At 64.1% G+C, this 26,573-nt stretch carries 23 protein-coding genes; 17 read left to right on the top strand and 6 right to left on the bottom strand.

The features are described from left to right. The first annotated feature begins 68 nt into the window (after nt 1–68). On the top strand, nt 69–1,865 hold the full coding sequence (locus tag ACP146_RS20020; protein WP_422368530.1) for a phosphoenolpyruvate hydrolase family protein: 1,797 nt from the start codon (nt 69–71) through the stop codon (nt 1,863–1,865). 23 nt (nt 1,866–1,888) lie between these two features. Here the strand turns inward: ACP146_RS20020 and ACP146_RS20015 are convergent, their stop codons facing one another. Together ACP146_RS20015 and ACP146_RS20010 are read right to left on the bottom strand one after the other, a co-directional pair. After that, nucleotides 1,889–2,713 (bottom strand): FadR/GntR family transcriptional regulator, encoded by an 825-nt coding sequence (locus tag ACP146_RS20015; RefSeq protein ID WP_422368529.1) that lies wholly within the window; start codon nt 2,711–2,713, stop codon nt 1,889–1,891. 80 nt (nt 2,714–2,793) lie between these two features. After that, a complete protein-coding gene (locus ACP146_RS20010; protein ID WP_422368528.1) occupies nt 2,794–3,477 on the bottom strand; it encodes a hypothetical protein in 684 nt (227 codons plus the stop codon). 351 nt (nt 3,478–3,828) lie between these two features. Here ACP146_RS20010 and ACP146_RS20005 point away from each other — a divergent pair, with 351 nt between their 5' ends. From ACP146_RS20005 to ACP146_RS19945, 13 genes are read left to right on the top strand one after another with little or no spacing between them, the layout of a single operon-like run. Beyond that, nucleotides 3,829–4,839, top strand: a complete 1,011-nt coding sequence (locus ACP146_RS20005; protein WP_422368527.1) for a branched-chain amino acid ABC transporter permease — start codon at nt 3,829–3,831, stop codon at nt 4,837–4,839. 3 nt (nt 4,840–4,842) lie between these two features. Beyond that, nucleotides 4,843–5,913, top strand: coding sequence for a branched-chain amino acid ABC transporter permease (locus ACP146_RS20000; RefSeq protein ID WP_422368526.1), 1,071 nt, complete (start codon nt 4,843–4,845; stop codon nt 5,911–5,913). A gap of 44 nt (nt 5,914–5,957) precedes the next feature. Beyond that, nucleotides 5,958–7,205 carry an ABC transporter substrate-binding protein gene (locus ACP146_RS19995; protein WP_422368525.1) on the top strand — a complete coding sequence of 416 codons (1,248 nt, stop codon included), beginning with the start codon at nt 5,958–5,960 and terminating at the stop codon, nt 7,203–7,205. A 26-nt stretch (nt 7,206–7,231) separates the two neighbouring features. Next, nucleotides 7,232–8,077, top strand: coding sequence for an ABC transporter ATP-binding protein (locus ACP146_RS19990; protein WP_422368524.1), 846 nt, complete (start codon nt 7,232–7,234; stop codon nt 8,075–8,077). Beyond that, entirely contained in the window at nt 8,070–10,364 is a 2,295-nt protein-coding gene (locus ACP146_RS19985) for an ABC transporter permease (RefSeq protein WP_422368523.1), read from the top strand. Before ACP146_RS19990 ends, ACP146_RS19985 begins: the two co-directional genes overlap by 8 nt. After that, nucleotides 10,351–11,196, top strand: coding sequence for a phosphoenolpyruvate hydrolase family protein (locus tag ACP146_RS19980; RefSeq protein WP_422368522.1), 846 nt, complete (start codon nt 10,351–10,353; stop codon nt 11,194–11,196). The genes ACP146_RS19985 and ACP146_RS19980 overlap by 14 nt, the downstream gene beginning before the upstream one ends. Before the next feature lie 4 nt (nt 11,197–11,200). Then, nucleotides 11,201–13,258: a flotillin domain-containing protein gene (locus ACP146_RS19975; RefSeq protein WP_422368521.1), complete on the top strand. Its 2,058-nt coding sequence runs from the start codon at nt 11,201–11,203 to the stop codon at nt 13,256–13,258. A gap of 2 nt (nt 13,259–13,260) precedes the next feature. Further along, nucleotides 13,261–13,701, top strand: coding sequence for an SRPBCC family protein (locus tag ACP146_RS19970; protein WP_422368520.1), 441 nt, complete (start codon nt 13,261–13,263; stop codon nt 13,699–13,701). Between the two features lie 41 nt (nt 13,702–13,742). Beyond that, on the top strand, nt 13,743–14,210 hold the full coding sequence (locus ACP146_RS19965) for a nuclear transport factor 2 family protein (RefSeq protein ID WP_422368519.1): 468 nt from the start codon (nt 13,743–13,745) through the stop codon (nt 14,208–14,210). A gap of 40 nt (nt 14,211–14,250) precedes the next feature. Beyond that, nucleotides 14,251–15,735: an SRPBCC family protein gene (locus tag ACP146_RS19960; RefSeq protein ID WP_422368518.1), complete on the top strand. Its 1,485-nt coding sequence runs from the start codon at nt 14,251–14,253 to the stop codon at nt 15,733–15,735. Beyond that, complete coding sequence (locus ACP146_RS19955; protein WP_422368517.1) at nt 15,735–16,601, top strand: fumarylacetoacetate hydrolase family protein; 867 nt, start codon at nt 15,735–15,737, stop codon at nt 16,599–16,601. Before ACP146_RS19960 ends, ACP146_RS19955 begins: the two co-directional genes overlap by 1 nt. 3 nt (nt 16,602–16,604) lie before the next feature. Further along, nucleotides 16,605–17,393 (top strand): alpha/beta fold hydrolase, encoded by a 789-nt coding sequence (locus ACP146_RS19950; protein ID WP_422368516.1) that lies wholly within the window; start codon nt 16,605–16,607, stop codon nt 17,391–17,393. 27 nt (nt 17,394–17,420) lie between these two features. Beyond that, nucleotides 17,421–18,758, top strand: a complete 1,338-nt coding sequence (locus ACP146_RS19945) for an amidohydrolase family protein (RefSeq protein ID WP_422368515.1) — start codon at nt 17,421–17,423, stop codon at nt 18,756–18,758. A 32-nt stretch (nt 18,759–18,790) separates the two neighbouring features. Here ACP146_RS19945 and ACP146_RS19940 read toward each other — a convergent pair whose 3' ends face one another. Genes ACP146_RS19940 through ACP146_RS19925 form a run of 4 tightly spaced genes read right to left on the bottom strand, consistent with a single transcriptional unit; the run spans nt 18,791 to nt 23,083 of the window. Continuing rightward, nucleotides 18,791–19,777 carry a sugar-binding transcriptional regulator gene (locus ACP146_RS19940; protein ID WP_422368514.1) on the bottom strand — a complete coding sequence of 329 codons (987 nt, stop codon included), beginning with the start codon at nt 19,775–19,777 and terminating at the stop codon, nt 18,791–18,793. Between the two features lie 20 nt (nt 19,778–19,797). Continuing rightward, nucleotides 19,798–21,294, bottom strand: a complete 1,497-nt coding sequence (locus ACP146_RS19935; protein ID WP_422368513.1) for an FGGY family carbohydrate kinase — start codon at nt 21,292–21,294, stop codon at nt 19,798–19,800. 5 nt (nt 21,295–21,299) lie between these two features. Beyond that, nucleotides 21,300–22,250, bottom strand: coding sequence for a transketolase family protein (locus ACP146_RS19930; RefSeq protein ID WP_422368512.1), 951 nt, complete (start codon nt 22,248–22,250; stop codon nt 21,300–21,302). Continuing rightward, a complete protein-coding gene (locus ACP146_RS19925) occupies nt 22,250–23,083 on the bottom strand; it encodes a transketolase (RefSeq protein WP_422368511.1) in 834 nt (277 codons plus the stop codon). Before ACP146_RS19925 ends, ACP146_RS19930 begins: the two co-directional genes overlap by 1 nt. Nucleotides 23,084–23,325: 242 nt before the next feature. Between ACP146_RS19925 and ACP146_RS19920 the strand changes: the two genes are divergently transcribed. From ACP146_RS19920 to ACP146_RS19910, 3 genes are all read left to right on the top strand, one after another. Further along, the gene (locus ACP146_RS19920) at nt 23,326–24,114 is read left to right on the top strand and encodes an SDR family oxidoreductase (RefSeq protein WP_422368510.1); all 789 of its coding nucleotides are present in this window, start codon (nt 23,326–23,328) and stop codon (nt 24,112–24,114) included. 123 nt (nt 24,115–24,237) lie between these two features. After that, nucleotides 24,238–25,149 (top strand): GntR family transcriptional regulator, encoded by a 912-nt coding sequence (locus tag ACP146_RS19915; RefSeq protein ID WP_422368509.1) that lies wholly within the window; start codon nt 24,238–24,240, stop codon nt 25,147–25,149. Then, nucleotides 25,142–26,566 (top strand): MmgE/PrpD family protein, encoded by a 1,425-nt coding sequence (locus tag ACP146_RS19910; RefSeq protein ID WP_422368508.1) that lies wholly within the window; start codon nt 25,142–25,144, stop codon nt 26,564–26,566. The genes ACP146_RS19915 and ACP146_RS19910 overlap by 8 nt, the downstream gene beginning before the upstream one ends. The last annotated feature ends 7 nt before the right edge of the window (nt 26,567–26,573 follow it).

The following is a 26,573-nucleotide window of genomic DNA, read 5'->3' as shown; positions in this document are numbered from 1 at the left end:
TGCGCGTTTGGCAGACAAAGCAGTCCATCGGGCTTGACGCGGCGGCAGGCCTGGGTTGGGATCTGACGATGCGTGAAGCTGTCACCGCCGAGCGGCACCCATTGCCGTTTGATTCAAGGTTTCTGATCGGGGCCGCCATCGGCTCCGGCACCACTGCCTTGGCCGCCGAACGTGGCGGCGCTGATTTCCTTCTCGCGATCAACGCAGGGCGGCTGCGCAATATGGGTGCCCCGTCCATTGCCTGCATGCTGCCGATCTTCGATGCCGGACCGCTGAGCCAGCGGTTTGCCCAGGAAGAACTGCTTGCGCAATGCAAGATCCCGGTCCTTCTGGGCGTGAATGTCTGGGGCGCTTCCTTCGAACCGGCGGCGGTGGCGCAGTCGGTCAAGAGTGCCGGATTTGCCGGTGCGGTGAACTTTCCCAGTTGCATGCACTACTCCCGGCCGATGCAGCAGATACTGGCGCGCGCCGGTCGCGGTATCGAAAGGGAAGTCGAACAGCTGCGCGCCGTTCAGGATGCCGGGCTGACGTCGATTTTCTACTGCGCGACACGCACGCAGGCGCGTCTGGCTGCAGACGCCGGAATCGACATGGTATGCCTCAATCTCGGCTGGAACGTAGGTGGCGTCTTGGGTCACCAGAGCCGCGCCACTCTTGAAGAAGTGGCTACGGTGGCGCGGGAGATCGGACGGCTGATCAAGCGTATTCATCCCCGCACCCGGTTTTTTCTGGAGGGCGGCCCCATTGCCTCCGCCGAGGATCTGGGGCGGGTTATCGGCTTAGCGCCGATTGACGGCTATGTCGGCGGCTCGACGTTCGAACGCATGCCTCTGGAAGACTCTGTAGCCGACCAGATCGACCGTTTCCGTCATGCCAGCCAGCGGCGGGCGGCCCTTGATCGCGAGAGTGCGCGTCTTGTCGCCTGGTCGCGGCGGTTTGGCTTCGTGGGGCGTTCAGGCCGGCACCTTGGATTCCTGCGCAAACTGCGCAGCCTCGCCGGCGCTGCCGATCCCGTGTTGCTGCTTGCGGAAAAGGGCCTTGCCGAACGTCCGGCCTTGAAGGCTCTCAGCAACCGGAAAGACAGGGCCGCCTGGCAGGACATTCTCCATATCGATGTGGCGGGCGAGGACTTTCCGGCGCGCGCCGGTGCTCTTCTGTTCGGGCAGCGGGACCCTGCCGGCAACAACCTGCCGGCCCTGGCCGATGCCTCCGTCGTGCTGTTGGCGATCCATGCACCCGAACGGCTGCCGGCGGCGACCCAAAGACGGCTCGCCCGCGCCCTTCGGGACGGCGTGTTTCGTGCCCCGCAAGGGCGCCGCACCCTGCCGGTCGTGCCGCGTGTCGTGTTGATCTCCAACACGCCCGCAGCGGGTGAAGGGGGCGGGCTTGAGAGCCTTGCCGCTATCGGGCTGGATCCGGATCTGGCCTCGGTTTTCGCCGGTTGGACCCTCCGTGTTCCGCCGCTGCGCGAACGCATCGAGGATCTGCTGGCGATCATCGAAGCCCAGGCGCTCCAGAGTCTGGGGATGGAGATCAAGCGCTCCTTCTTTACCTCCGCCGCACTGCAGCGCCTCCGAGCCCATCTTTGGCCCGGCAACGAGGGAGAGTTGCGCGCGCTGCTGGGAGCGCTCTCGGCGCGCACGCAAGGCGGCCCGGTGCAACTCGGCGAGCTGGTCTCCGCGCTGGGGCAGGACAACGCTGGGGTTGAGACCAGCGGCGAATCGCTTGCGACCCGGACGGAAAAAGACCGGATCGTCGATGCGCTGTGGCGCCACGGATACAACCGGACCCGCGCGGCAGAGGCCCTGGGTATCTCCCGAAAGACCCTCTACAACAAGATCCGCAGATACGGACTGGGCGGCTAGAGCAGATCCGGTCTAAGGCCGCGCTATCCAAGCAGATTGCGTTGAACGGTCTTCAGGTGGGCGGTCATGGCGTTTCTGGCTGCTTCGCGGTCGCGGCGCATCAGGGCGTCGAGAAGCGCTTCATGCTCCGCACAGTAGTGCCTCATCCGCTCTTCCGAGAATGCCCGCTTTTTCATATCGAACCACAAAGGTTGGTTGCGCAGCAGCCGTAGCAGATTGTGGGTTTCTCTCAGCAGTTCGTTGCGGGTGCAGTCAAAGATCTTTTGATGAAACACCGCGTCCCAGTCCTCGAAAGCGGGCATGTCCCCGGCCTGGCAGGCATTCCGGTGCGCCAGCCCGATGGCTTCGAGTTGTGCGTCGCTTGCCGTCGTTGCGGCCGCCGCTGCGGCGGCGGGTTCGAGCAGCAGACGCAGTTCCATCAAGTCTGCCGGGCTGGTGCCCTTTATGCGTCCGATGATGCCCGCAAAGGAGTTCGCGTCGGGTTGGCTCAGAAAGGTGCCGCGCCCGACCTGTCTTGAGACGATTCCGTCTTCTTCGAGAAGAGAGACCGCGCGGCGCATGGTGTTGCGGGCAACCCCGTAGTCCTCCGCCAGTTCCCGCTCAGGCGGCATGCGGCCCATGGCCGCCCACTCACCGGCCTCGATTCTCTGGCGCAATTGCCGGGCGACATCATCGGCAACCAATTTCGGCATTATGGGCGGTCTCGACTCTTTACTGATCCGGTTATGATCCAATATTAGCGTGATCGGATTGAGGTGAAAATATAGTATTTTGAAAAATATCATGAATTTTTTTGACAGTGCCGTCGGCCACATCTTACGATCAAGATAAGTAACAAATTGGTCCATTAAAGGATCAAATTGACCATGGGGAGGCGGGACGATGAAAGAGCTTGGCGGAACTGCGTGTCCGCCCCGGCTTTCCGGGGCTATGCCGGCTCTGGACGGCGAACCAGACCGTCGAGCGCTTCCGGCCAGATGCCTGCATGTTCGGTTTCCGTCTTGTCGCCCAAGGTGAGGACCGGTCCGCGCCATGGCGTCTCGGCGACCGCACGGCGAACCGCCAAGGCAGCCGCGCCGCGTTGTCGGAATGACGGGAACCCGGCGGCAAAATCAGCCACACGCGGCATCACGACCAGGGCAGATGGGCCGGCGGCCACGGCCAGCCGGGCACTTCCGGCATCGGCGACAACCGCAATGACCCCCAGCCCCGCCGCACGACAGGCAGCCAGCCTGTCGTACTCCAGCCCGCAGTCCAGTCCGACATCTGCCAATTGTTGGCTGAATTCGGGATCCTGTTGTTCGGTGCTGGGCAGATTGATCACCCAGCCAAGGCCCAGCCGTTTGAGCCGATCGATTTCCAGGCGCAGATTGAGGAAGGGGTCTGCCAGGAACAAGCCAAGCGCATGGTCGCGGAGTTTTTCCGGGTCGCTCTCCACCGCCCGCAGGGTGGCGGCGAGGCTGTCCTTGTTGGGCAGCAAAAGGCCGACCTCGTCGGGCAGGTCACCGCTTCTGAAAGGCGGTGTGATCGTCGCCACGGCCTTGGGTAACGGAGGCGCCGTCCACTCACATCCGCTCCGAAGCGTGATCTGCCAGAACATAAGATTCAACATATCGCCGAACAATTTACCCAAATTTACCCAGATTAGCACTCAGAACCAGTTGCGGGGCGTTTCGAGTCCAGACAGGCTTTGTCTTGCAGCCGAACGGTTGTTGCAGCCTCGAGAGAATCCGGCAGAAGCCGGGATGGGGCATGGGCATGAGCTTAAGGCGTCCGGTAAAGGGCGCCAGGCTCTGGGGAGGAGCAAGGTCATGGCGGGGACGCCGGGTTTCTGGGACAGGCCTGTCCGGGATCAAACGGCCCGGATTCAAATCATCGGAGCACGGGCCAGTGCTGTGGCGGCCAATACCGCGGTCGCCGGTGCCTTAGCGGCCGGGATCGCGGCGGCAGGCGGGTTGGCCGCATGAGGCAGTTTCTCGAACGCCATACCTTCTGGGCCATCACGATCCTGCTCGCGGCTGCGATCCTGCTCTGGATGATCTTCGCTGTCTGGCCGGAATGGCTGGTTTCGGCCATCGGTCGCAAGAAAACCTTCGTCAACACGCTGTTGAACGGCATCACCCTCGGCGGCCTCTACTTCCTGGTCGCCAGCGGCTTCACACTGGTCTTCGGCCTCATGCGCAACGTCAACCTGGCGCATGGCTCGCTCTATCTCCTCGGCGCCTACATCGGGTACGAGGTCGCCGAAGCCAGCGGCAGTTGGTTCCTGGGCCTCGCCGTCGCCTTTTTGGCGATCGCCGCCAGCGGCGTTCTCATGCAGGTGCTGATCTTCCGGCGCATGGAGGGTGACGATCTGCGCCAGACCCTGGTGACCATTGCGATTTCCATCATCGCCGCCGACCTGATGCTGGCGGTCTGGACCGGGACGACCTATCAGTTTTCGCCGCCCGAATGGCTGTTCGGGGCGACAACGCTGCCCGTCGTCTCGGTCATCAGGGCCTACGGCGACCCGGTCTTCATCAAGTATCCGATCTACCGCCTGGCCGTGCTGGGCGTTGCGGTGGCGGTCGGGATCGGGCTCTGGCTGTTTCTCAACCGCACCAAGATCGGCATGATGATCCGCGCCGGGGTGAACGACCGTCAGATGCTCGCCGCCAGCGGCGTCAACGTGCAACTGCTCTTTGCGCTGGTCTTCGCCATTGGCGCCGGACTGGCCGGCTTCGCCGGGGTGATCGGCGGCACCGCGCTTTCCATCGCGCCCGGCGAGGATATCCGTTATCTGCTGGCGTCGCTGATCGTGGTGATCGTCGGCGGGCTGGGCTCGGTCACCGGGGCCGCTATCGGCGCCCTGCTGATCGGCCTGGCCGAGCAGTTCGGCCTCGCCTATTTCCCCACCTACGGCGTGGTCCTCACCTTTCTCATCATGGTCGTCGTCCTTGCAGTGCGGCCGCAGGGCTTGATGGGGCAGAGCTAGGCGATGGACACAAGACAGCTCTTTTCGGGAAACAGCCTGCTGGCCGAGCTTCGTCCGGGGCCGCTTGTCGCCCTGGTTTTCCTGCTCGCCTATCCGGCCTTCGCCAGCGACTTTTTCATTTTCCAGATTGGCGCCTATTCGCTCCTTCTCGGGACCATCGCGCTGTCGCTGATGATGCTGGCGGGCTACGGCGGCATGGTCAGTCTGGCGCAACTGACGGTGGCCGGCTTCGCCGGTTATCTGGTGGCGATCCTGGGGGACAACAGCGTCGGGGTCATGGGCCTGGGCTGGCCCTGGTGGCTGACGGTGCCGGTTGCCATTCTGGCCGCTGCGCTTTTCAGCGTCTTTATCGGTGCCATTTCGGTGCGCACCGAAGGCATCTACACCATCATGATCACCCTGGCCATTGCGGTGGCCTTCTTTTACTTCGTGCGGCAGAACTATGTGATCTTCAACGGCTTCACCGGTTTCGCCGGTGTCGAGCCGCCGACAGTTTTCGGTCTTTACTGGCGCGATCCCGTCCCCTTCTACTACCTGACCCTGGCGGTTTCCGGCGGCTTCTTCCTGGCCGTACTCTACGCATCGCGTTCCACCTTCGGCCTCAGTTTGCAGGCGATCCGCGACAATCCCCGGCGCATGCGCGCCCTGGGTTACGACGTTACGCTGCACCGAATCGCCGCCTATTTCCTCGCCGGCCTGATCGCCGGGACCGCCGGCGTTCTGACGGTCTGGTTCAACGGGCGGATCTCGCCGGGCTCGGTCGGCATCGATGTCGCCATCGATATTCTGGTGATCGCCGTCGTTGGTGGCATGCGCCACCCCATTGGTCCCTTCATCGGGGCGATTGCCTTTGTACTGTTGGAGAATTTCGCCATCGATCTGATCGATCGGGAGCGTTTCAACACCGTGATCGGCCTGGCCTTTTTGCTGATCGTTCTGTTCTCCCCAGACGGATTACTGGGGATATGGGGCCGCTTGCGGGAAAGACTTCGACTAGGAGGATCTGCGCGGCAGGAGGCCAGGCGCGAACGAGGGGGCGAACGGCAGCCTGCCGGATCGCTCGAGCAAACCTGAAGACGTAAGAAACCCACAAAGAAACCAAGGAATGGGAGGCAAGGATGTTCAGACTAGGTAAATCGACGCTGGTGGCGGCGACGGTCTTGGCTTTGGCAAGCCCGGTCGCTGCGCAGGAGACGGTGAAGATGGGCGCTTTGGCGACGCTGGAAGGCGCCTTTACGGTGCTCGGCGAAGACAGCATGCGCGGCGTCACCCTGGCGCTCGAGGAATTCAACTACACCGCCGGCGGCAAGAAGATCGAGCTGATTACCGGTTCGTCCGACGCGTCGCCGGACAGTGCGATCCGTGCGACCCGCAAGCTGGTCGAACAGGACGGTGTTCAGATCATGGTTGGCCCGCTTTCCGGCTCGGAAGGCCTGGCGGTGAAAGACTACGCCAAGACCCAGCCCAACGTGACCTTCCTCAACGGCAGTTCCGCCGCTCAGGACACGACGCTGCGCGATCCGGCCGACAACTTCTTCCGCTTCGGCACCGAAGGGGCGCAGTGGATGGCCGGGCTCGGCGAGTATGTCTACAAGGAAAAGGGTTATCGCAGCCTTGCGGTGCTGGCGGAGGACTACTCCTTCCCCTACACCCAGGTCTTCGGTTTCCTGGAGCCGTTCTGCCGCCTCGGCGGCAAGGCGCCGGCGGATGCCCGCTTCTGGGTGCCGATCGGCAACAAGGACTATTCCTCGGTGATCGCCGCTCTGCCCGATGATGTCGATGCGATCTACGTCGCGCTGGGTGGTGCCGATGCGGTCAACTTCCTCACCCAGTATGAGCAGGCCGGCGGCGATCTGCCGCTGATCGGTGGCTCCATCACGGTGGACCAGACGGTGCTCGGCTCCAAAGGCCGGACCCGCGATTTCATCATCGGCACGCCCTCGGCCGGACCGATCTCCGACACCTGGGAGGATTCTCGCTGGGCCGACTTCGTGGCTGCTTACAAGGCACAGTTCCCGGACGGCTTCCCCTCTCCCTCGCTCTTCGCCCATGCCTACTACATCAACACCAAGGCCGCTCTCTTGGCCCTGGATGCGGTGAACGGCGATCTCTCCGACGGCGGTAAAGCCTACCGCGCGGCACTCGCTTCCCTGGAGTTCGAAACCCCCACGGGCGTTGTCAAACTCGACGAGCGGCGCAATGCGGTGGCCGACATCTTCCTCACGGAAGTGACCGAAGGGCCGGACGGCAATTTGCTGAACAAGACCATTAAGGTCATTCCGCAGGTCAGCCAGACCTTGGGTCTCTCCTACGACGAGTTCTTGAAGTACGGCGTTGTCAGCCGCGAGAACCCGGTCTGCGAGTAGGTCGTTGCAAGTAAGACGGTAACCTGATGTCGACGTCCAGAACCGACGCTCTCTCCCGCCTTCAAGGGACCGGCCGTTTCGCGCTGGAACTTGAAGCCGTCAGCCGCCACTTTGGCGCGCTGGTGGCCCTGGCGGATATCAATCTCACCGTAAGGGCGGGGGAGAGGCGGGCGGTTCTAGGCTCGAACGGGGCCGGCAAGACCACCCTGTTCAATGCCATCACCGGCGACTATCCGCCGACCACCGGGCGCGTGCGCTTGTTCGGCGAGGACGTGACCGACCTGCCGGTGCACGAACGTATCCGCCGCGGCCTGCGGCGGACCTATCAGATCTCGCTGCTGTTCGATGGGCTCAGCGTGATCGACAATATCTATCTGGCTTGCCGCGGCGTGAACCGGCGACGCTTCTCCCTCACGCGTCCTGGTCGTGACGACTCTGCGATGAACAGTGCCGAAACCCTGTTGTCGGCGGTTCATCTGGACGATGCCCGGGAGATGATGGTGGCCACCCTCAGTCACGGACAGCAGCGTCAGTTGGAGATTGCGTTGGCTCTGGCCGGGGCGCCGCGTCTGATTCTTTTCGACGAACCGGCAGCCGGCCTTTCGCCGACGGAGCGGACCGAGCTGGTGGAGATTCTGCAGTCACTGCCGGATCACATCGGCTTCATCATCATCGAACATGACATGGATGTGGCGCTGCAGGCCGCCGAGAGCGTTACCATGATGCACAATGGGCGCATCTTCAAAGAAGGCACGCCCGAGGAAATCGAAAACGACCCTGAGGTCCAAGAGCTGTATCTGGGTCAGGGTCAAGTACAGGGCCAGGGTCAAGTACAGGGCCAGGGGCAAGAGCAGGGGGCGGGCCATGGCTGATCGCAATCGCCGCGCCGCCGATAGCCAATCCGGGAGCCGGGCCGTGCTGCAGGTCCGCGACCTGCACGTTTACTACGGTCAGTCCCACGCCTTGCAGGGCGTGAACCTCACGCTTGAGAGTGGCGTTCATGCCGTCGTTGGCCGCAATGGCATGGGCAAGACGACGCTCTGCAACACCATCATGGGTCTGTTGAAGCCGCAGCGCGGTTCGATCCGCTTCGAGGGCAAGGAGATTGCCGGTCTCGCAGCACACAGCATTGCCGCAAAGGGTATCGGCTACACGCCCCAGGGGCGGCGGCTTTGGCCCTCCCTGACCGTCGATGAACATCTTCGTTTATCGGAGAGCGGCAGCAACTGGTCCATCGAGCGCATCTACGAGAGCTTTCCGCGCCTCGCCGAGCGGCGCCGCAACGGTGCCGCCCAACTTTCCGGCGGCGAACAGCAGATGCTGGCGATTTCCCGGGCGCTGCTGCAGGACCCGCGGCTGCTGGTACTCGACGAACCGACCGAGGGCCTGGCACCGGTGGTCGTGGAGCAGGTCGAGCAGCTCCTTGCCCGACTGGCGGAAGAGGAAGACGTAGCGATCCTGCTGATCGAGCAAAACATCGCCGTCGCCACCGCGATTTCCGAAGACGTGGCGATCATGGTCAACGGGCGCATCAGCCGGGTCATGCCGGCCCAGCAACTGGCGGGCGACCGGACGTTGCAGGAACGCTTGCTGGGAGTGGGACGTCACTCTCACGAAGACGCCGAACTGGACACGTTGGTCGAAGAGACGGCGCCCACCGCGGAACCGGAAACGGCAGTCGAAAGGGTGACTGCAGAGGCGACCGAAGTCACCAGCGCCCCTCAACCTGAGTCTGGGCAGCCCTCGAACCTCGTCTATGTGCCGCCGACCCGCTGGTCGAGCGCCGCCTGGCGGGAGGGCAAGGGACCGCAGGAGTCCGCACCGCGACCGCCCGCTGCGCAACGGCCGTCGCGGCCCTTCGACAGCAAGCCCGAACCCCTGTTCAAGGAGCCGCCGACGCCCCTCGGCGCCCTGTTGGGGCAGGAGATTTACGTCACCGGCACTTTCGATACCAAGGGCGCCGAACTGAACTACATCCGTAACTGCCTGCTGGAGAGCGGCCTGCAGGCGGTGCGGACCGTCGATCTCTCGACCTCCGGCAAGCCTTCCTCGGCGGATGTCCCGCCGCATCTGGTCGCTGCCTATCATCCTTCGGGCGGCAGCGCGGTCTTCACCGGAGACCGGGGTGCTTCTGTGGGCGCCATGGCGCTCGCCTTTCAGAATTGGATTCAGCGCCAACGCGGCATCGGCGGCATCATATCCGCCGGCGGTTCCGGTGGCACGGCGCTGGCGACGCCGGCCATGCGCAGCCTGCCCGTCGGCGTTCCCAAGGTGATGATCTCCACCGTCGCCTCCGGTGATGTCGGTCAATACGTTGGACCCACGGACATCATGATGATGTACTCCGTTACCGACGTGCAGGGCCTGAACCAGATCTCCCGCCGCGTGCTGGCCAACGGCGCCAGGGCGCTTGCAGGCATGGTGCGGGACGTGCCGGAGAAGACGGATAACGGCGGCGGTGAGGGCCGGAAGCCCGGCCTGGGTCTCACCATGTTCGGTGTCACCACCACGGCGGTGCAGCAGGTAACGGCGCAGCTTGAAGACCGTTACGACTGCCTGGTCTTTCATGCGACCGGCACCGGTGGCCGTTCGATGGAGAAGCTGGCCGACAGCGGCCTGCTGGCGGCCGCGGTCGATCTGACCACCACAGAGATCTGCGACATGATGATGGGCGGCGTCTTTGCCGCGGATGAAGATCGCTTCGGGGCGTTCATCCGCAGCGGCATTCCCTATGTCGGTTCGCTCGGGGCGCTGGACATGGTGAACTTCGGTGCGCCCGATACGGTGCCGGCGCGCTACCGCGACCGGTTTTTTGTCGAGCACAATCCCCAGGTCACGCTGATGCGCACCACCGCCGATGAGAATGCGCGGATGGGCGAATGGATTGCCGGGCGCCTGAACCAGATGAGCGGGCCGGTCCGTTTCCTGATTCCCGAGGGCGGCGTTTCCGCCCTCGATGCGCCGGGCCAGCCGTTTCACGACCCGGAGGCCGACCTTGCCCTTTTCGATGCCCTGGCCGGGCGTTTTCAGGAAACGGCGTCGCGCCGCCTGATCCGCGTCGCCCACAACATCAACGATCCCGCCTTTGCCGATGCGGCGGTCGCTGCACTGGAAGAGATAGACCCTACCAAGAGGACGAGCAGACATGCCGCGTTTTGAGAGAGAAGACTTACTGGAACGCTTCCAGGATATGAAGCGGCGCGGTGAACCGATCGTCGGCGGCGGCGCCGGCACCGGCCTTTCCGCGAAGTGCGAGGAGGCCGGCGGCATCGACCTTATCGTCATCTATAACTCCGGGCGCTACCGCATGGCCGGGCGTGGCTCGCTTTCCGGCCTTATGGCTTACGGTAACGCCAACGACGTGGTCATGGAGATGGCTCACGAGGTTCTGCCGGTGACGGCCAGGACGCCGGTGCTGGCCGGGGTGAACGGCACCGATCCTTTCTGCATTTTCGATCACTACTTGGATCAAGTGAGGGCGATCGGCTTCTCCGGGGTGCAGAACTTCCCGACCGTCGGCCTGATCGACGGGACCTTTCGGGCGAACCTGGAGGAAACGGGCATGTCTTACAGCCAGGAAGTGGACGTGATCCGGATGGCCCATCAGAAGGACATGCTGACGACGCCCTACGTCTTCAGTGAAGACGACGCGACGGCGATGGCGGAGGCGGGGGCGGACATCATTGTCTGTCACCTCGGTCTCACAACCGGCGGGTCCATCGGGGCCGAGACGGCGCTTTCCCTGAACGACTGTCCGGCGCTGGTGGACGCCTGGGCGCAGGCGGCGCTTAAGGTCAATTCGGAGGCAATCATTCTGGTGCACGGCGGTCCCGTCGCCATGCCGGCGGATGCCCAGTACGTCCTCGACAACAGCAAACACTGCCATGGATTCTACGGCGCGTCCTCGATGGAGCGCCTGCCGACGGAACAGGCACTGACCGAACAGACAAAAGCCTTCAAGGCACTGACACTAGGTTCGAAGGGAGGATGAGGTCATGACTAGCGGCCTGATCGGATCAATCATTCTCTGGCTCATCGTCGCGATCATTGTGATCGTCGTCGGGGTCTATCTGTTGAACTGGCTCTATCATCGCTCGACCAAGGAGGTCGCCTTCGTGCGTACCGGCTTCGGCGGCGAAACCGTGGTCATCAACGGCGGGGCGCTGGTCCTGCCAATCGTGCACGAGGTGACGCCGGTTAACTTGAATGTCGTGCGCATTCCGGTGGCTCGATCCCGCGAAGCGGCGGTGATCACCCGCGACCGCATGCGTGTCGATATCGAGGCGGAGTTCTTCGTGCGCGTGATCCAAGAGAAGGCGGCGGTGGCTGCCGCCGCTTCGACCCTGGGCCAGCGCACGCTGGAGCCGGACCAGCTTGCCGATCTGCTGAGCGGTAAGTTTGTCGGCGCTCTGCGCTCGGTCGCGGCCGAGCTCACCCTCGACGAGATGCATGAGAAGCGCGGCGACTACGTCGCCATGGTCGAGGCACGGGCGGCCGACGCCCTCGCCCGCAACGGCCTGGAGCTTGAATCCCTGGCGATCACCGATCTCGATCAAACCAACCTGGAGTTCTTCAATCCCTCCAACCGCTTCGATGCCGAGGGCTTGACTCAGCTCATCAAGACCATCGAAGGACGCCGTGAGTTGCGGAACGACATCGAGCAGTCCGCCATGGTGGCGATCCGCAGCCGCAACCTGGAAGCCGAAAAAGAAACCCTGAAACTGGAGCAGGAAAGCGAGAGTTCGCGCCTGAGCCAGGAACGGGAACTGGAGGCGCTGCGCGCCGAACAGCGCACCGAGGTCCTGCGCACCCGCGTCATGCGCGATGCCGAGGCGGAGAAAGCCCGCATCGCCAGCGAGCAGGAAACCCGCGAGTACGATATCGCCCGGCGCCGCAGTCTTGAGGAGACCGAGCTAAAGGCACAGGAAGAGGTGGAACAGGCCCGCATCGCCCAGGAACAGGCGCTGGAGAAGGCCCGCATCGAGCGGGAGCGCCTGATCCGCCAACAGCAGATCAAGCAGCGCCATGATGTCGAGACGGCGGAGATCGCCGCCGGGGAGGACGTCGAGCGTGCCAAGATTGTCTCGGAGCGCCAATTGCGCGAGGCGCGCATCATCGCCGAGGAGGAAACGGAGAGCCGCGACATCACCCGCGGGCAGGAGATCGAGACGGCCAAGATCGCCGCCCACAAGGCAGTGGAATCCGCACGCATCGCTCAGGAGCAGATGCTGGACAAGGTGCGCATCGAACGCGACCGCCTGCTGCGCTCTCAACAGATCGCTCAGCGCCAGTCCATCGACGAGAGCGAGATTTCCGCGCAGGAAGAGATCGAGCGGGCGCGCATTGCCTCCAACCGCGGCCTTGAAGAGGCGCGCATCCTGCAGGATCGGGACCTGAAGCGTCTCGAAGTCGAGCGCGCCCAGGCCCTGGAACTGGCCGAAATTGAGCGCCAGATCGCGGTGCTCCAGAAGCAGTCCGACGAAGCCGAGATCCGGGTGGCCACCGAGGTGGCCCGCGCCAAGGCGGTGGAGGCGGAAGAGAGGGTCGTCACCACGCGCGAGACCGAGGTTGCCGAGCGCATCGCGGCGGTCGACCGGCTGCTGGCGAACAAGGATGCCGATACCGCGAAGATCGCCGCCGAGGCCGAGAAGGTCAGTGCCGCGGTGGCCGCCGAGGCCCAGCGCTTGCGCAACGAGGCGGAAAACATCCTCAGCGAGGATGCCCGCGCCACTATGCTGCGCGCCAAGATGATCGACCGCCTGGAGGGCATCGTCCGCGAGAGCGTGCGGCCGATGGAAAAGATCGAGGGCATCAAGATCCTGCATGTCGACGGACTTGCCGGCGGCGGGGGCGGCGGCAGCCGGACGCCGACCGACGAGGTGATCGAAAGCGCCCTGCGCTACCGCGCCCAGGCGCCGCTGATCGACGAGATGATGAAAGAGATCGGTGTGGAGAACCCGAACGTTGCGCGGATGGGGGACATCTTCCGCTCGGCGCGCGATGCCCAGAGTCTCTCCAAGGACGTTGAAGCGCGGAAAAAGAAGGACGACTGAGGATGGCGCAGGTTTACACCTCCTCGGTGATCGGCGCCTCGGCGGAGCGGGTCTGGGCGGCGATCCGCGACTTCAACGCCTTGCCCGACTGGCATCCGGCGATCAAGGAAAGCCGGATCGAGGGCGGTGGGCCCGCCGATCAAGTCGGTTGTGTGCGCGCCTTTCGGCTGCAGGACGGTGGCTTCATTCGCGAACGTCTTCTCGCACTCTCGGACTATGACTTCAGTTGCAGCTATTCGATCCTGGAAAGCCCCATGGGGGTGGAGAACTACGTCGCCAGCGTGAAGCTGACGCCGGTCACGGACGGTGCGCGCTGCTTTGCCGAGTGGTCGGCTGAGTTCGACTGCGCGCCGGAACGTGAGGCCGAGTTGGTCGCCCTCATCGGTAACGATGTGTTCCAGGGTGGTTTTGCGGCGTTGAAGGCGCGTTTTGGGGACGCCTAGAGTGAATCTGTATTTCAGTTAAGCGAGAGGGAGGAGTGACGATGACGAGAACCCTTACGATTTCTGTGATACTGGCCATTGCCACCACAGCGCCAGCTATGGCGGATGAGCCAAACCTTCCGCCCCTGGTGGTCCAACCCGGCGCGCAATTGGTGGTCGATGAGCACCTTGATGCGCTGAACAGATGCGATTGGGACCGTTTGATGGCCCAGTACCCGCCGGAGGTGGAAATCCACCTGCCCGACGGTGTTGTCATCAAGGGTAGGGAAGAAGTCGGAAAGCTCTTTACGGGCTTCTGTAAAAGCCGTTCCGACGGCGGCCTTCGCGGGCTTGTATTTACGACAGAGCACACCTTCACGGTCGACGGCACCCTGAATGTCCAGTGGCGGGCGGAGGCTGATTTCCTGGCCGAGCCCTATCGCGGATCGGACGCCTATGTGACCAAGGACGGACTGATGTACGCCCAGGTCACGACGTTCAACGGCAGTGACCTGAAGTTCAAAGAGTAGCCGGAGCTTCTGCTTCGCGTTTCGCCGGAGAAGATTGCCCATGATCAAGGTCTCGCGCAGTACTATCTTGGACGCCCCGGTCGCGGCGGTCTGGGAAGTCCTGCGCGACTTCAACGGTCATGACCGCTGGCACCCGGCGGTCGACCGCAGCGCACTGGAAGGGGGAAAGAAGACCGATCAGGTCGGCTCCGTGCGCAACTTCGTGCTCGGCGGGGGCGAGCGGATCCGGGAGCGTCTGCTTAGCCTCTCCGACAAGGATCGCCGCCTTCGCTATGCCATCGTCGAAAGCGATGTGCCTTTGATGAATTACGTGGCTGAGGTGTCCCTGAAGCCGGTGACCGACGGCGACCGGACCTTCTGGTCCTGGAGCTCGAAGTTCGAGACCCCGAAGGGCCGTGAACGGGAACTGGCAGATCTGGTGGCGGAGGGCGTCTATGACGCCGGCTTCGAGGCCGTTCGGGCCCGTGTCGAACGGCGATCACCAGCTTCTTCCGCGCCGTTGCAACGGGCCGCCGGCGGAACCGCCATCGACGGTCTGGCGATGGTGATCGACCGCCACGGCGGCCCGGAAGAACTGCATCCCGCGCGCATTGCTGCACCGCCGCCGGGGCCGGGCGAGGTGCGCCTGCGCCAGGCGGCCATCGGCGTGAATTTCATTGATATCTATTGCCGCAGTGGCGCTTTTGATCTGCTGCAACCGCCCGGCGCTCCGGGGATGGAGGCCGCGGGGGTGGTGGTCGATGTCGGACCGGGTGTGCGTCATCTGCGACCCGGACAGCGCGTCGCCTATGCCTGCCCGCCGGTTGGCGCCTATGTCAGCGTCAGAACCATGGCGGCTGAACTGGTGGTGCCTTTGCCGGACAGCATCGACGACGAGGCGGCGGCAGCCGGCCTGCTGAAGGGGATGAGTGCCGAGTTCCTGTTGCATCGTGTGCACAAGGTTCAGCAGGGCGAAACGGTTCTGGTCTATGCGCCGGCGGGCGGGGTCGGGCGCTTGCTTTGCCAGTGGGCGGCGCATCTCGGCGCGACGGTCATCGGTGCGACCTCGAGCGAGGAAAAGGCGCGTATCGCCCGTGCTGCCGGCGCGCGGCATGTGATTCTGCCCGGCACGCAGAGCCTTGAAGACCAGGTGCGTGACCTCACACAGGGGCGTGGCGCCGACGTGATCTATGATGCCGTCGGCCGGGACAGTTTCGCCCACTCCGTGGCGGCGCTGGCGCCCTGCGGGCACCTGATCAGTTTCGGGCAGGCTTCCGGGCCGGTTGGCTCTTGGGACATCGGCTCTTTGGCCGCTAGCTCGGCCACGGTTTCCCGCCCGAACTTTGCTCACTACACCGACACGCCGGCGAAGGTTGCCGCCATTACCGAACGTCTGTTCCACGCCATCGACCGGCGGGTGGTCACGGTCGAGATCGGCCGCCGCTACTCGCTCTCGGAAGCGGCGGAGGCGCAGCGCGCGCTGGAGAACCGCGAAACCACGGCGTCGACCATCCTGATCCCGAACGAAAACGAGGAAAGCCTCTGATGAAACTTGCGTTGTTCGCATGGAAAAACAGCCTCCATGTCGGCCGGGTCGATGAGGGCCGGGGTGTTGTCGAGCGTTTCGATTTCACCTCGGAGAACTTGGAAATCGATGGCGTGGCTGCCCTGATCGGCCAGGATCTGCCCTCGGTCATCGATGCCTTACCCTTAGAGGAGGTCAGCCTGCAGGCACCGATCCCACGGCCACGGCGCAATGTCTTTTGCGTCGGCAAGAATTATCACGAGCATGCGCAGGAGTTTGCCTCCTCCGGTTTCGACAGCTCGGCGGCCAAGGGCGCGGTGCCGGACGCACCCATTGTCTTCTCCAAGCTGCCGGAATCCGTGGTCGCTGCCGGGGAGGCGATCAGGATCGACCCCGCGGTCAGCACAGCCATCGATTACGAGGCGGAACTGACGGTGATCATCGGCAAGGCGGGCCGCAACATCCCGGCGGCAGAGGCGCTGTCCCACGTCTGGGGCTATACTATCGTCAATGATGTGACGGCGCGCGATCTTCAGGGGCTGCACAGCCAGTGGCTGATCGGCAAGTCGCAGGACAGTTTCTGTCCCATGGGCCCCTGGGTGGTGACCGCCGATTCCTTGGACCTTTCCGACACCGCGGTGCGCTGCTGGGTCAACGGGGATCTGCGCCAGGAATCCAACACCGGCCTGCTGATTTTCGATGTGCCGACGATCATCGCGGCGATCTCCAACGGCATCACGCTGCAACCCGGTGATGTCATCGCCACGGGAACGCCCGCCGGTGTTGGGATCGGCTTCAAGCCGCCGAAGTATCTGGTGCCGGGTGACCGTGTAAAGGTGGAAATCGGCGGGATCGGCAGCCTGGAGAATCCGGTGGAGGCCTTTTGAGCCATGGCTGACCGGCATCTCGGCAGTCTGGTCATGGAAGACCAGGGGGAAGACCAGGGGCAGGGGGCGGCGGTGGTGATGATCCACGGCCTCGGCGGCAGTTCCAACAGCTTCGAACCCATGATGGAGCGGCTGGATGGGTACCGCGTGCTGCGCCCGGACCTGCCCGGGGCCGGGCGTTCGGCTCTGCGCCCGGGGAAACCAGGCCTGCGCGGGCTGGCGAGCGCCGTCGGCGACGCCCTGCGATCCGCCGGTGTCGAACGGGCGCATCTCGTCGGTCACTCCATGGGCACCCTGATCTGCCAGTATCTTGCGACGGCGGCCCCCGAGCGTGTGCTAAGCTTGACCTTGTTCGGGCCGATCCTGAAACCGCCGCCGGCTGCGCAGACGGCCCTTAAGGAGCGGGCCCAAACCGCGCGCCGCGATGGTATGGCCGGTATCGCTGGGGCGGTGGCCGGCGGCAGCGTTTCCGCGGCCTCGCGTGCGGAAAACCCCGTGGTGACGGCTTTTGTGCGCGAAAGCCTGATGCGCCAGGATCCGGCCGGCTACGCTGCCCATTGCGAAGCCTTGAGCGAGGCGGCGGCGGCGGATCATCCGGCCATTCAGGCCCCGACACTGCTGGTGGCCGGAGAAAACGATCCTGTCGCGCCGCTCGCCATGGCGCAGCAGTTGAACAGGCAGATTGCCGGATCGGCGCTGGAAGTCATTCCGTCGGTTGCGCATTGGATGATGATGGAAGCGCCGCGGCGGTCGGCGGATCTTTTACGAACACATCTCGATAAAGCGGCGTAATGATCGCGAACTAGAGGGAGACAGGACATGGCAGAGAGCAGTTTCGGCGGTTGGGGTGGTGCCCGCAGTACCGGAAACGGCGAGAGCGAGATCGTCTTCACCAACGTGCGCGTGCTCGACGGCAGCGGCGAACAGCCTTTTTCCGGCGAGGTCACCGTTGCGGGCAACCGCATAAAGTCGATCTCCCGCTCCGGCGGCGGCTATGGCTGGAGCGCCAATGGCGGCCAGCGTATCGACGGGCGCGGCATGACGCTGATGCCCGGTCTCATCGATGCCCACCTGCATCTCAGTTGGAACAATGCCCCCGGCATTGATCCGATCCAGATGATGCCGCTGGAAGAACACGTCATCAACTGCGTGCAGATGGCGCGCCTGCTGATCGATGCGGGCTTTACCGCCGGCTACGGCGCCGCGGCTGCCAAACCGCGGCTCGACGTGGTGATCCGCGATGCGATCAACCAGGGCAAGATTGTCGGGCCGCGCTATACCGCGGCAGGGCCGGAGATCACCGCGGTCGGCGGCCTGGGCGACGCCACCCTGCCGCACATTCCTCATGAAGGCCTCAATCTTGGCATCGTTGTCTCCGGGCCGGAGGACGTGCGCCTGAAGGTGCGCCAGCTCATGAAATGGGGCGTCGACACCATCAAGATCAACCTCTCCGGCGAAGAGATTACCGGCATGGGGGCGGAGGAAAATCAGTTCTCCGACGAGGAAATCGCCATGGCGGTGAACGAGGCGAAGCGCCGCCACCGCCGCGTCGCCGCCCATGCGCGCTCCAAGGAATCGATCAAGAAGTGCGTCGAGTTCGGTATCGAGATCATCTACCACGCTTCCTTCTGCGATGAAGAGGCTTTGGACATGCTGGAGGCGAACAAGGACAAGCACTTCGTTGCGCCCGGTCTGGCCTGGCTGATCAACACGGCACGCAATGCCGGCGACTACGGCATCAAGCCCGGGACGCCGATCACCATCGCCTACGAGCGCGAGTTGGAAAACGCCATCGAGACCATGCAGAAGATGCACAAGCGCGGCATCCGCGTGCTCATCGGCGGTGACTACGGATTCGCCTGGACGCCGCACGGCACCAACGCCAAAGACCTGGAGTACTTCGTCGACATGCTCGGCTTCACGCCGATGGAGGCGATCCAGGCCGGGACCAAATACGGCGGCCAGATCATGGGGATGCCCAATGAACTCGGGCAGATTCGCGAAGGTTATCTGGCAGACCTGCTGCTGGTTGATGGCGACCCCTTGTCAGACGTCCGTATTCTGCAGGACCACAAGCGCCTTGTGGCAATCATGAAAGACGGCAAGTTCCACAAAGCGCCGGAGGATCCGGGTTCGGCCCTGCGCTTGACGGCGTAGCGCAACCCTGCTTCTCGGGAAAGCCGGTGGCGCTATAGGCCTGCCACCGCACCCTGGGTTTCGGCGGGCAAGCCGACGAGGCGGGCCGCTGTGAAACGGTCGGTGATCAGGATGTCGAGAGCGCCGGACTTCAGCGCGGCGTCGATGGCTGCGGTCTTGGATTGACCGCCAGCCAAGGCGATCACCCGCGGTACTGCCCGCAGCTCTTCGGTGGTCATGCCGATCACCCTTTCGTCCAGGGGCGTCTTCACATCGCGGCCCTCGGCGTCGAAGAAGCGCAGGCTGATTTCGGAGACGGCGCCGCCCGCTGTCACCTGAGCCAACTCCGTTTCAGAGAATACGTTGCCGCTGTCGGCGAGCATCTGCGACGGCTCGATGGCGCCGATGCCGACGACCGCGAGAGAGATATTGCGGAATTGCTCGATGGTGCTGCGGACGTAGCTGTCGCCCAGCAGAACGATCTTTGCTTCGCGCGATGCGGCGACGCCGGGCGCGCTCAGGATCAGCGGCTCGCCGCCGGTTAGTTGCGCCAGCCTGGTGGTCAACTGTGTCGCGTGCTTCTGGACGCTCGGATTGCCGAGGCCGCCGAGCAACTGGACCACGGAACGAGCCTTGCCCTGCTTCATCGGGTGGATGTTGTCGATCATCTTCAGGATGGTCTGCGACCAGGAAGAAACGCCGATCACCTCGCCGGGCTGGATCGTGGTTTCCAGAAAATGCGCGGCGGCCTCGCCGATGCGGGACATGATCGCCCCCTGTCTGTCTTCGGCGCAGTCGACGACGATGGCTTCCGTCAGGCCGTACTGGCGGCGCAGCGCCGCTTCGGCCTCGGCATAGGTTCCCTCCGGCGAGGCCAGGGAAATACGCACGATGTTTTCATCGTGGGCGCGCTTCAGCATGCGCGAAACCGTGGCCTGGCTGAGGTGAAGCTGCGCGGCGATGGCCGACTGCCGCTTGCCCTCCATGTAGTACATGTGGGCGATTCGGGCGATGAACCTGAGCTCGTTGATGCGCGACACCTTCTGCTCTCCGGCCGGTTTCAGGCGTTGTCGGCGGCGGGCAGCAGGCAGCGTGCCAGGGCGTCCCGCCAGCGCCCCTGGAGGCGGCTGCGCGTATCGTCCGAAAGCGATGGATCGATCCGCGTTCGGGCCTTCGGCAGGGCCTCCAGTTCTTCCAGGCTATCCCAGAATCCCACCGTCAGTCCCGCCAGATAGGCAGCGCCCTGGGCCGAGACCTCCGGCGCGTCGCAGGGCTGCACCGGATGATCCAGCAGGTCGGCAACCATGCCCATCAGGAAGCCGTTGCGGCTGGGCCCGCCGTCGACGAAGAGACGGCCGAGCGGCGCCGGCGATTGGTCCGCCACCGCCCGGAACACGTCTGCGACCTGAAAGGCCATGGATTCCGCCGCCGCCCTGGCAACGTGGCGCCGATCGGCCGCAAAGCTGATTCCGCTGATCAGTCCCCGCGCCGCCGGCGCCCAATGAGGCGCACCGAGGCCGACCAGCGCCGGGACAAGGGCGACCTCTTCGGTATCGGGTACCGATTCTGCGAGGGCCATCAGCGCATCCACATCGCCGTCAAGGCCCAGCAGCTCCGCGGTCCAGGGCAGGATCGAGGCGCTGACCAGGATGTTGCCTTCGAAGGCGAATGTCGAGTTTCCGTCCAAAGACCAGGCGATGGTCGTGGTAAGGCCTGCCTCGGGCTTCAGGAAGCTCGGCACCGTGGCCATGACAGAGGCCCCGGTCCCGAAAGTGGCCTTGGCATCGCCGGGGCGAAAGGCGCAGTGGCCGAAGAGCGCGGCATGGCTGTCGCCGATGGCGCTGCCGACAGCGATACCGTCCGGCAGGACGGCGAGGCCCTTGGTCGTACCGAAATTGTACTGCGAGTCGTGAACCTTCGGCAGGATCTTGCGTGGGACGTCGAAAAGCGCACAGAGATCGTCGTCCCAGTCTGCGGCGGCCAGATTGAAGAGCTGCGTTCTTGCCGCGTTTGAACGGTCGGTCGCATGGACTGCGCCGTCGGTCAGCCGCCAGATAAGCCAGGAGTCGACGGTGCCGGCGCAGAGGTTCTCCGTTGCGACGCTGTCGTCACGCTGCCGCGCCGTTTCCAGCAGCCAGTTGAGTTTCAAGGCGGGGAACAGCGGGTCGAGCGGCAGGCCGGTGCGGGCGAGGACGTCGGCTTCCGTGTTTCGCGCTTTCAGGGCTTCGCAGGCCGCGGTGGTACGCCGGCACTGCCAGGTCACGACGGGGCCGAGCGGCGCACCATTGCGCCGGTCCCAGATCATCACGGACTCGCGCTGGTTCGAGATGCCGAGGCCGACAGGCCCGGCGTCCGGATTATCGGCGAGGCAGGCGGCGATGGCGGTGAGGACGCTTTGCCAGATCGCCTCCGCATCCTGTTGCACCCAGCCGGGCTGCGGGTGTTCGATGGGCACCGGCGCAGCGCCGCGGGCAAGGATGGCGCCGTCGGCGGCGACAAGAATCGCTTTGGTGTTCGTCGTTCCCTGATCGATGGCCAGGATCGCCCTGTCCGGCATCGCGGTCAGCCCTTTCGCGCCACAAGGGTTTTGGCGGCCTCGGCGATGCCGTCCGGCGCCATACCGAACTCATCCAGCAGGAAATTCGCCGAGCCGGTCGGGGCGAAGATGCCCGGCACGCCGAGGATCTTCATCGGGACGGGGCAGCTTTCCACGACGACCTCCGCCACCGCCGAGCCCAGGCCGCCGTGAATCGAATGCTCCTCACAGGTCAGGATCGCGCCGCTATCCCTGGCCGCCGCGACAATGGCTTCGCGGTCGATGGGCCTGACGCTCGCCATGTTGAGAACACGGGCGTCGATCCCCTGCGCGGCCAAGAGATCGGCTGCGGCCAGCGTACGATGCGACAACACACCATTGGCAATCAACGTCACGTCGACGCCATCGCGCAGCAGGTTGGCTTTGCCGAGTTCGAAACTGTGGTCTTCCGGCAGGATGTCGGGCACGCCGACGCGGCTGAGGCGCAGGAACACGGCCCCCTGGTGTGTGGTGGCAAAGCGCACTGCCGCGGCGGTTTCGATACGGTCGGCCGGGGCAATGGTGGCGATGTTGGGCAGTACCCGCATCCAGGCGAAATCCTCGATGGAGTGATGGGTGGCGCCCAGTTCACCGTAGGCCATGCCAGAACTGATGCCGCAGAGCTTCACGTTCTTCTCGGAGTAGGCGACGTCGGCCTTGATCTGCTCCAGAGCGCGGCCGGTGAGGAAGGGCGAAGCGGCGCAGACGAAGGGGATCTTACCGCCGTTGGCAAGGCCGGCGCCGACGCCGACCATGTTCTGCTCGGCAATGCCGACATTGACGAGCCGCTCCGGCCAGCGGTCGCGAAACCTGCCGAGCTTGCTGGAGCCAACGGAATCGTTGCAGACGGCAACGATATCTCTGTTCTCGGCGGCCAAGGCCTCCAGTGTTTCGACAAAGGCGTCCCGGCAATCATGAAGCGCGCGGCCGCCGTCCATCACGCAGCGCCCTCCAGTTCGGCGAGCGCCTGTTCAAACTGTTCGCGGCTCGGCACCTTGTGGTGCCATTCGACACGGTCCTGCATGAAGGAGATGCCCTGGCCCTTGTTGGTGTGGGCGATGACGCAGCTTGGTTTGCCGCTTTCAATGCCGCTGCTGTCCAGCACGTCGGCCAGAGCGGCGATGTCATGGCCGTCGACTTCCCGCACGGTCCAGCCGAAGGCTTCGAACTTGTCGGCCAGCGGGGCGAGGTTGTTGGTTTCGGCCAGCCTTGCGCCCTGCTGCAGGCGGTTGTGATCGACGATCACCGTCAGGTTGTCGAGGCCGAACTGGGCGGCGGCCATGGCGGCCTCCCAATTGCTGCCCTCCTGCAGCTCGCCGTCGCCGGTCAGCACGTAGGTGCGCCAGGATGCGCCATCCAACTGCGCCGCCTTGGCCATGCCCACGGCCACCGGCAGGCCATGGCCGAGCGGGCCGGTGTTCGTCTCCACACCCGGCACCTTGGTGCAGTTCGGATGGCCGTTCAGCCGGGAATGCGGCGCCAGAAAAGTCTCTAGCTCGGCTGGATCGATGAAGCCCTTCTCCGCCAGGGTGACGTAGAGCGCGCAGGCCGTGTGGCCCTTTGACAGGACAAAGCGGTCGCGTTCCGGATGGTCCGGCGCATCCGGGTAGACCCGGAGCACGTGAAAATAGAGCGTGGTCAGGATGTCGATGGCCGACATCTCACCGCCGATATGGCCGGCGCCGGCGCCGAATACCGTTTTCAGGTCCTGCACACGGATGCGCCGCGCCGTCTCCTTGAGGGCGTTGATGTTCAGGGAATCGCGATTCATAGCTGACGGTATTGAATATTTATTCGATCTTCAATTTTCATTCTTATCGAAGATCGTGTCAAGCCGGCTCGGCTGAGAGAGTTCTTAAGTCATCAAAGAAAGTCGACTTCCAGTGATGGAGTTAGCCGTTGACTCCACAGAGTCCTTTAGCAAAAATATTAGATAATGAATAATTATACAAACTCTCTGGATTCTGAGAGGGTTTGCGATGGTGGGAAGCGATTGCCAGGAGCCTTTTGTCGATGTCCGAGATGACCCTGAATGCCCCGAAGCTGTTCGATCTGAGCGGCCAGACCGCCTTTGTAACCGGGGCGGGCAGCGGCATCGGCCAGCGTATCGCCCTGGGTCTGGCCCAGGTCGGCGCTGATGTTGCCTGCCTCGACCGGCGCGAAGACGACGGCCTGGCGGACACGGCGGCGATGATCGCCGCTGCCGGACAGCGCGCCTTCACCATCACTGCGGATGTCACGGAAAAGGACAGTCTGCCCGTGGCCGTCGCCCGGGCGCAGGCGGAATTGGGGCCGCTTTCGGTTGCCGTGAACGCGGCCGGGATTGCCAATGCCAATCCGGCCGAGGCCATGGCTCTGGATCAGTGGCAGAACATGATCGACATCAACCTGACCGGCCTGTTTCTTTCCTGCCAGGCCGAGGCCCAGGCGATGCTGGCCCAGGGCGGGGGTTCGATCATCAACATCGCCTCGATGTCCGGCGTCATCGTCAACCGCGGTCTGCAGCAGGTTCACTACAACACCTCGAAAGCCGGGGTCATTCACCTCACCAAGAGCATGGCCATGGAGTGGGTGGACCGTGGCATTCGGGTAAACTCCATCAGCCCCGGCTACACGGCGACACCGATGAACACCCGTCCGGAGATGGTGCACCAGACCAAGCTTTTCGAGGAACAAACCCCGATGGGCCGCATGGCCGATGTCGATGAGATGGTCGGGCCGGCAATCTTTCTGGCCAGCAAGGCGTCGTCTTACTGCACCGGCGTGGATCTTCTCGTCGACGGCGGTTTCTGCTGCTGGTGACGGCCTCGACCCGATAGTCCCCGACACTTTCAAGCCAGTTCGATTTTCTCGGCGCGCTTTCATTTGACATAATGGTATAATGATATGCCATTATGAGAAATTGGATGACAGGGTGCTTGAGATATGGGCGAAAGCAACGGCAAAGTCGGCAGAGGCACGAATGGCGGAACGGTGCGCTCCACCCGCCCTCTGGATGCCGAGTCCCGTGTCCCGCTCTACCATCAGATCTTCGTCATTCTCAGAAACCGCATCTACGGCGGCGAGATCGCGCCGGGGGATCTGGTGCCCGGAGAGCAGGATCTCTGCCGTGAGTTCGGCGTCTCGCGGATCACCGCCAAGCGGGCCCTCAATGAAATGGCCGATGCCGGTCTGGTGGTGCGCGAAAGAGGGCGCGGCACCCGGGTGATCAAACGGCCCCCGGCCCCTGCCGTGACGGCCTCCATCGAAGGCTGGCTTGAAAACATCTCGCTGATGGGCCTGGCAACCGAAGCGCAGGTGCTTGATTTCGGCTACGTCGCGGCCAACGAGGACATCGCCGCCGCCTTGGAACTGGACCGCGGTGCGGAGGTGCAGCGTGCCGTGCGCGTGCGTAGTCTCGACGGTCAGCCGATGTCGTTCCTGGTTACCTATGTGCCGGCCGATGTGGGCCGGCACTATGACCGCGATGACCTGAACACCAAACCTTTGCTGCATCTTCTGGAGCGCGCCGGCGTGGATGTCACCTCGGCGCGGCAGACCATTTCCGCCACGGTGGCCGACGCGGAGGTGGCGGGCGCCCTCTCGGTGCATGCCGGTGCGCCGTTGATCGAGGTCCGCCGCGTGGTCCGCGACGCCGCGGAACGGCCGGTCGAGTACATCAGGGTCCTCTACCGCCCCGACCTCTATCGCTTCGAGATGTCGATGCAGCGGGTGCGCGAGGACGAAGGGATGCGCTGGGCGACTCTCGAATCGCCCCCGACGGGCGCGGGCGGGCCCAAGGCTTTGGCCGGGAAAACGGATGGCGAAGCGGTGATGGAGGGCAGTCTGCATGACTGATCAGGATTCCGCGGCCCGGCAGGCCTCAGTGTCGCCGATCACCGATACGGCTTACCTTGATGTCCTGACCGAGTTTCTGGCGCATCTTCAGTTCGAGCATCTTCCCGGCGAAGTGGTCGAGCGTGCTTCCTGGGTCTATGCCGACTGCCTCGGCGCCATTGCCGCGGGCGCCCAGGAAGCGGAGATGGCCGCGCTGAGTCGCCGCCTGGCCGGGGAAGCCGGTCGCGGCCCCGCCAGCATCCTGGGGGCCGGTCTGACGGCCCCGGCCCTGACCGCGGCTTTCCTCAACGGTACCGCCGGTACCTTTCTGGAGTTGGATGAGGGCAACCAATTCGCGCGTGGGCATCCGGGCATGCATGTGGTCCCGGCCCTGCTCGCCCTGTCGCAACAGATCCGGGTGACGGGTCGCGATCTGCTGACAGCGCTGGTCGCCGGCTATGAAGTGGCGGCGCGGATCGGTATCGCTTCGAAGCTGCGCATGTCCATGCATCCCCACGGTACCTGGGGCACCGTGGGGGCCGCGGTCGCCGTCGGCAAAATCATGGCTTACAGGCCTGACCAGTTGCGGGAAATCATCTCGCTCTCCACCAGCCTCGGCCTCAGCACCAGCCGTAAGACGATGCTGGAGGGCGGTACGGTGAGGAACACCTTTGCGGGAGTCTCGAACCACATGGGCCTGCTCGCCCATCATCTGATTCAGGCCGGCTTCAGCGGCGAAGCCGATGGCCTTGCAACGGTCTACGGTTCGGTGATTGCCGAGGACTATCAGCCCGGGGAAATGGTGGCCGATCTCGGCATCCGCTACGAAATCACCCGCAACTATTTCAAGCGCCATGCCTGCTGCCGCTACACCCACGGAACCCTGGACGCGCTGGAACAAATTATCCGGGAACTTGGGCGCCCGCTGGTGCCGGATGAGATCGACAGAGTGGATGTGCGCAGCTATTCGCTGGCCGCGCAGCTGGCGGACCGGGAACCCAAGAACACCCTGGCCGGCAAGTTCTCCATTCCCTTCGCCGTGGCGACGACGATTGCAAGCAGGTCGTCGGGCGTGGCGAGTTTTCGCAGCGACAAGATCAACGACCCCGCCATCCGGGCCTTGGCCCGGCGCGTGACGATCTGTGAGGACGAGGCCCTGACCGCTCTGATGCCGGCCTTCCGCCCGGCGCGGGTGAAGGTTCATCTTCGCGACGGCACGGTGTTGGAGGGCAGCACCAACGTTAACCGCGGGGACACGGAAGATCCCTACGGGCCCGGCGATCTGGCCGAGAAGTTCCGGGAAGTGGTGCAGCCGCTTCTGGGCGAGACCGCGACGGATGCCCTGCTGCTGAGCTGCCTGAAACTGGCGGAGACCGAAAACGCAGGTGAGTTGCTGGCCCCCTTCGGAGCCGTGCAGCCCTTTACATCGAACGACTAGACAAGAA

The sequence above is a fragment of the Pelagibius sp. genome, assembly GCF_965249265.1.
Taxonomy (GTDB): Bacteria; Pseudomonadota; Alphaproteobacteria; order Kiloniellales; family Kiloniellaceae; genus Pelagibius.
Note: the sequence above shows the minus strand (reverse complement) of the source record. Positions and strands in the feature narration are given on the sequence as shown.

Coding starts and splice junctions, on each gene's coding strand:
- ACP146_RS20020 (WP_422368530.1), top strand. CDS start 69: ATGCGTGAAGCTGTCACCGCCGAGCGGCACCCATTGCCGTTTGATTCA.
- ACP146_RS19935 (WP_422368513.1), bottom strand. CDS start 21,294: ATGCCGGACAGGGCGATCCTGGCCATCGATCAGGGAACGACGAACACC.
- ACP146_RS19945 (WP_422368515.1), top strand. CDS start 17,421: ATGGCAGAGAGCAGTTTCGGCGGTTGGGGTGGTGCCCGCAGTACCGGA.
- ACP146_RS19910 (WP_422368508.1), top strand. CDS start 25,142: ATGACTGATCAGGATTCCGCGGCCCGGCAGGCCTCAGTGTCGCCGATC.
- ACP146_RS19955 (WP_422368517.1), top strand. CDS start 15,735: ATGAAACTTGCGTTGTTCGCATGGAAAAACAGCCTCCATGTCGGCCGG.
- ACP146_RS20005 (WP_422368527.1), top strand. CDS start 3,829: ATGAGGCAGTTTCTCGAACGCCATACCTTCTGGGCCATCACGATCCTG.
- ACP146_RS19960 (WP_422368518.1), top strand. CDS start 14,251: ATGATCAAGGTCTCGCGCAGTACTATCTTGGACGCCCCGGTCGCGGCG.
- ACP146_RS19980 (WP_422368522.1), top strand. CDS start 10,351: ATGCCGCGTTTTGAGAGAGAAGACTTACTGGAACGCTTCCAGGATATG.
- ACP146_RS19915 (WP_422368509.1), top strand. CDS start 24,238: ATGGGCGAAAGCAACGGCAAAGTCGGCAGAGGCACGAATGGCGGAACG.
- ACP146_RS19925 (WP_422368511.1), bottom strand. CDS start 23,083: ATGAATCGCGATTCCCTGAACATCAACGCCCTCAAGGAGACGGCGCGG.
- ACP146_RS20015 (WP_422368529.1), bottom strand. CDS start 2,713: ATGGACCAATTTGTTACTTATCTTGATCGTAAGATGTGGCCGACGGCA.
- ACP146_RS19985 (WP_422368523.1), top strand. CDS start 8,070: ATGGCTGATCGCAATCGCCGCGCCGCCGATAGCCAATCCGGGAGCCGG.
- ACP146_RS19970 (WP_422368520.1), top strand. CDS start 13,261: ATGGCGCAGGTTTACACCTCCTCGGTGATCGGCGCCTCGGCGGAGCGG.
- ACP146_RS19930 (WP_422368512.1), bottom strand. CDS start 22,250: ATGGACGGCGGCCGCGCGCTTCATGATTGCCGGGACGCCTTTGTCGAA.
- ACP146_RS19950 (WP_422368516.1), top strand. CDS start 16,605: ATGGCTGACCGGCATCTCGGCAGTCTGGTCATGGAAGACCAGGGGGAA.
- ACP146_RS19995 (WP_422368525.1), top strand. CDS start 5,958: ATGTTCAGACTAGGTAAATCGACGCTGGTGGCGGCGACGGTCTTGGCT.
- ACP146_RS19920 (WP_422368510.1), top strand. CDS start 23,326: ATGTCCGAGATGACCCTGAATGCCCCGAAGCTGTTCGATCTGAGCGGC.
- ACP146_RS19965 (WP_422368519.1), top strand. CDS start 13,743: ATGACGAGAACCCTTACGATTTCTGTGATACTGGCCATTGCCACCACA.
- ACP146_RS20000 (WP_422368526.1), top strand. CDS start 4,843: ATGGACACAAGACAGCTCTTTTCGGGAAACAGCCTGCTGGCCGAGCTT.
- ACP146_RS20010 (WP_422368528.1), bottom strand. CDS start 3,477: ATGTTGAATCTTATGTTCTGGCAGATCACGCTTCGGAGCGGATGTGAG.
- ACP146_RS19975 (WP_422368521.1), top strand. CDS start 11,201: ATGACTAGCGGCCTGATCGGATCAATCATTCTCTGGCTCATCGTCGCG.
- ACP146_RS19990 (WP_422368524.1), top strand. CDS start 7,232: ATGTCGACGTCCAGAACCGACGCTCTCTCCCGCCTTCAAGGGACCGGC.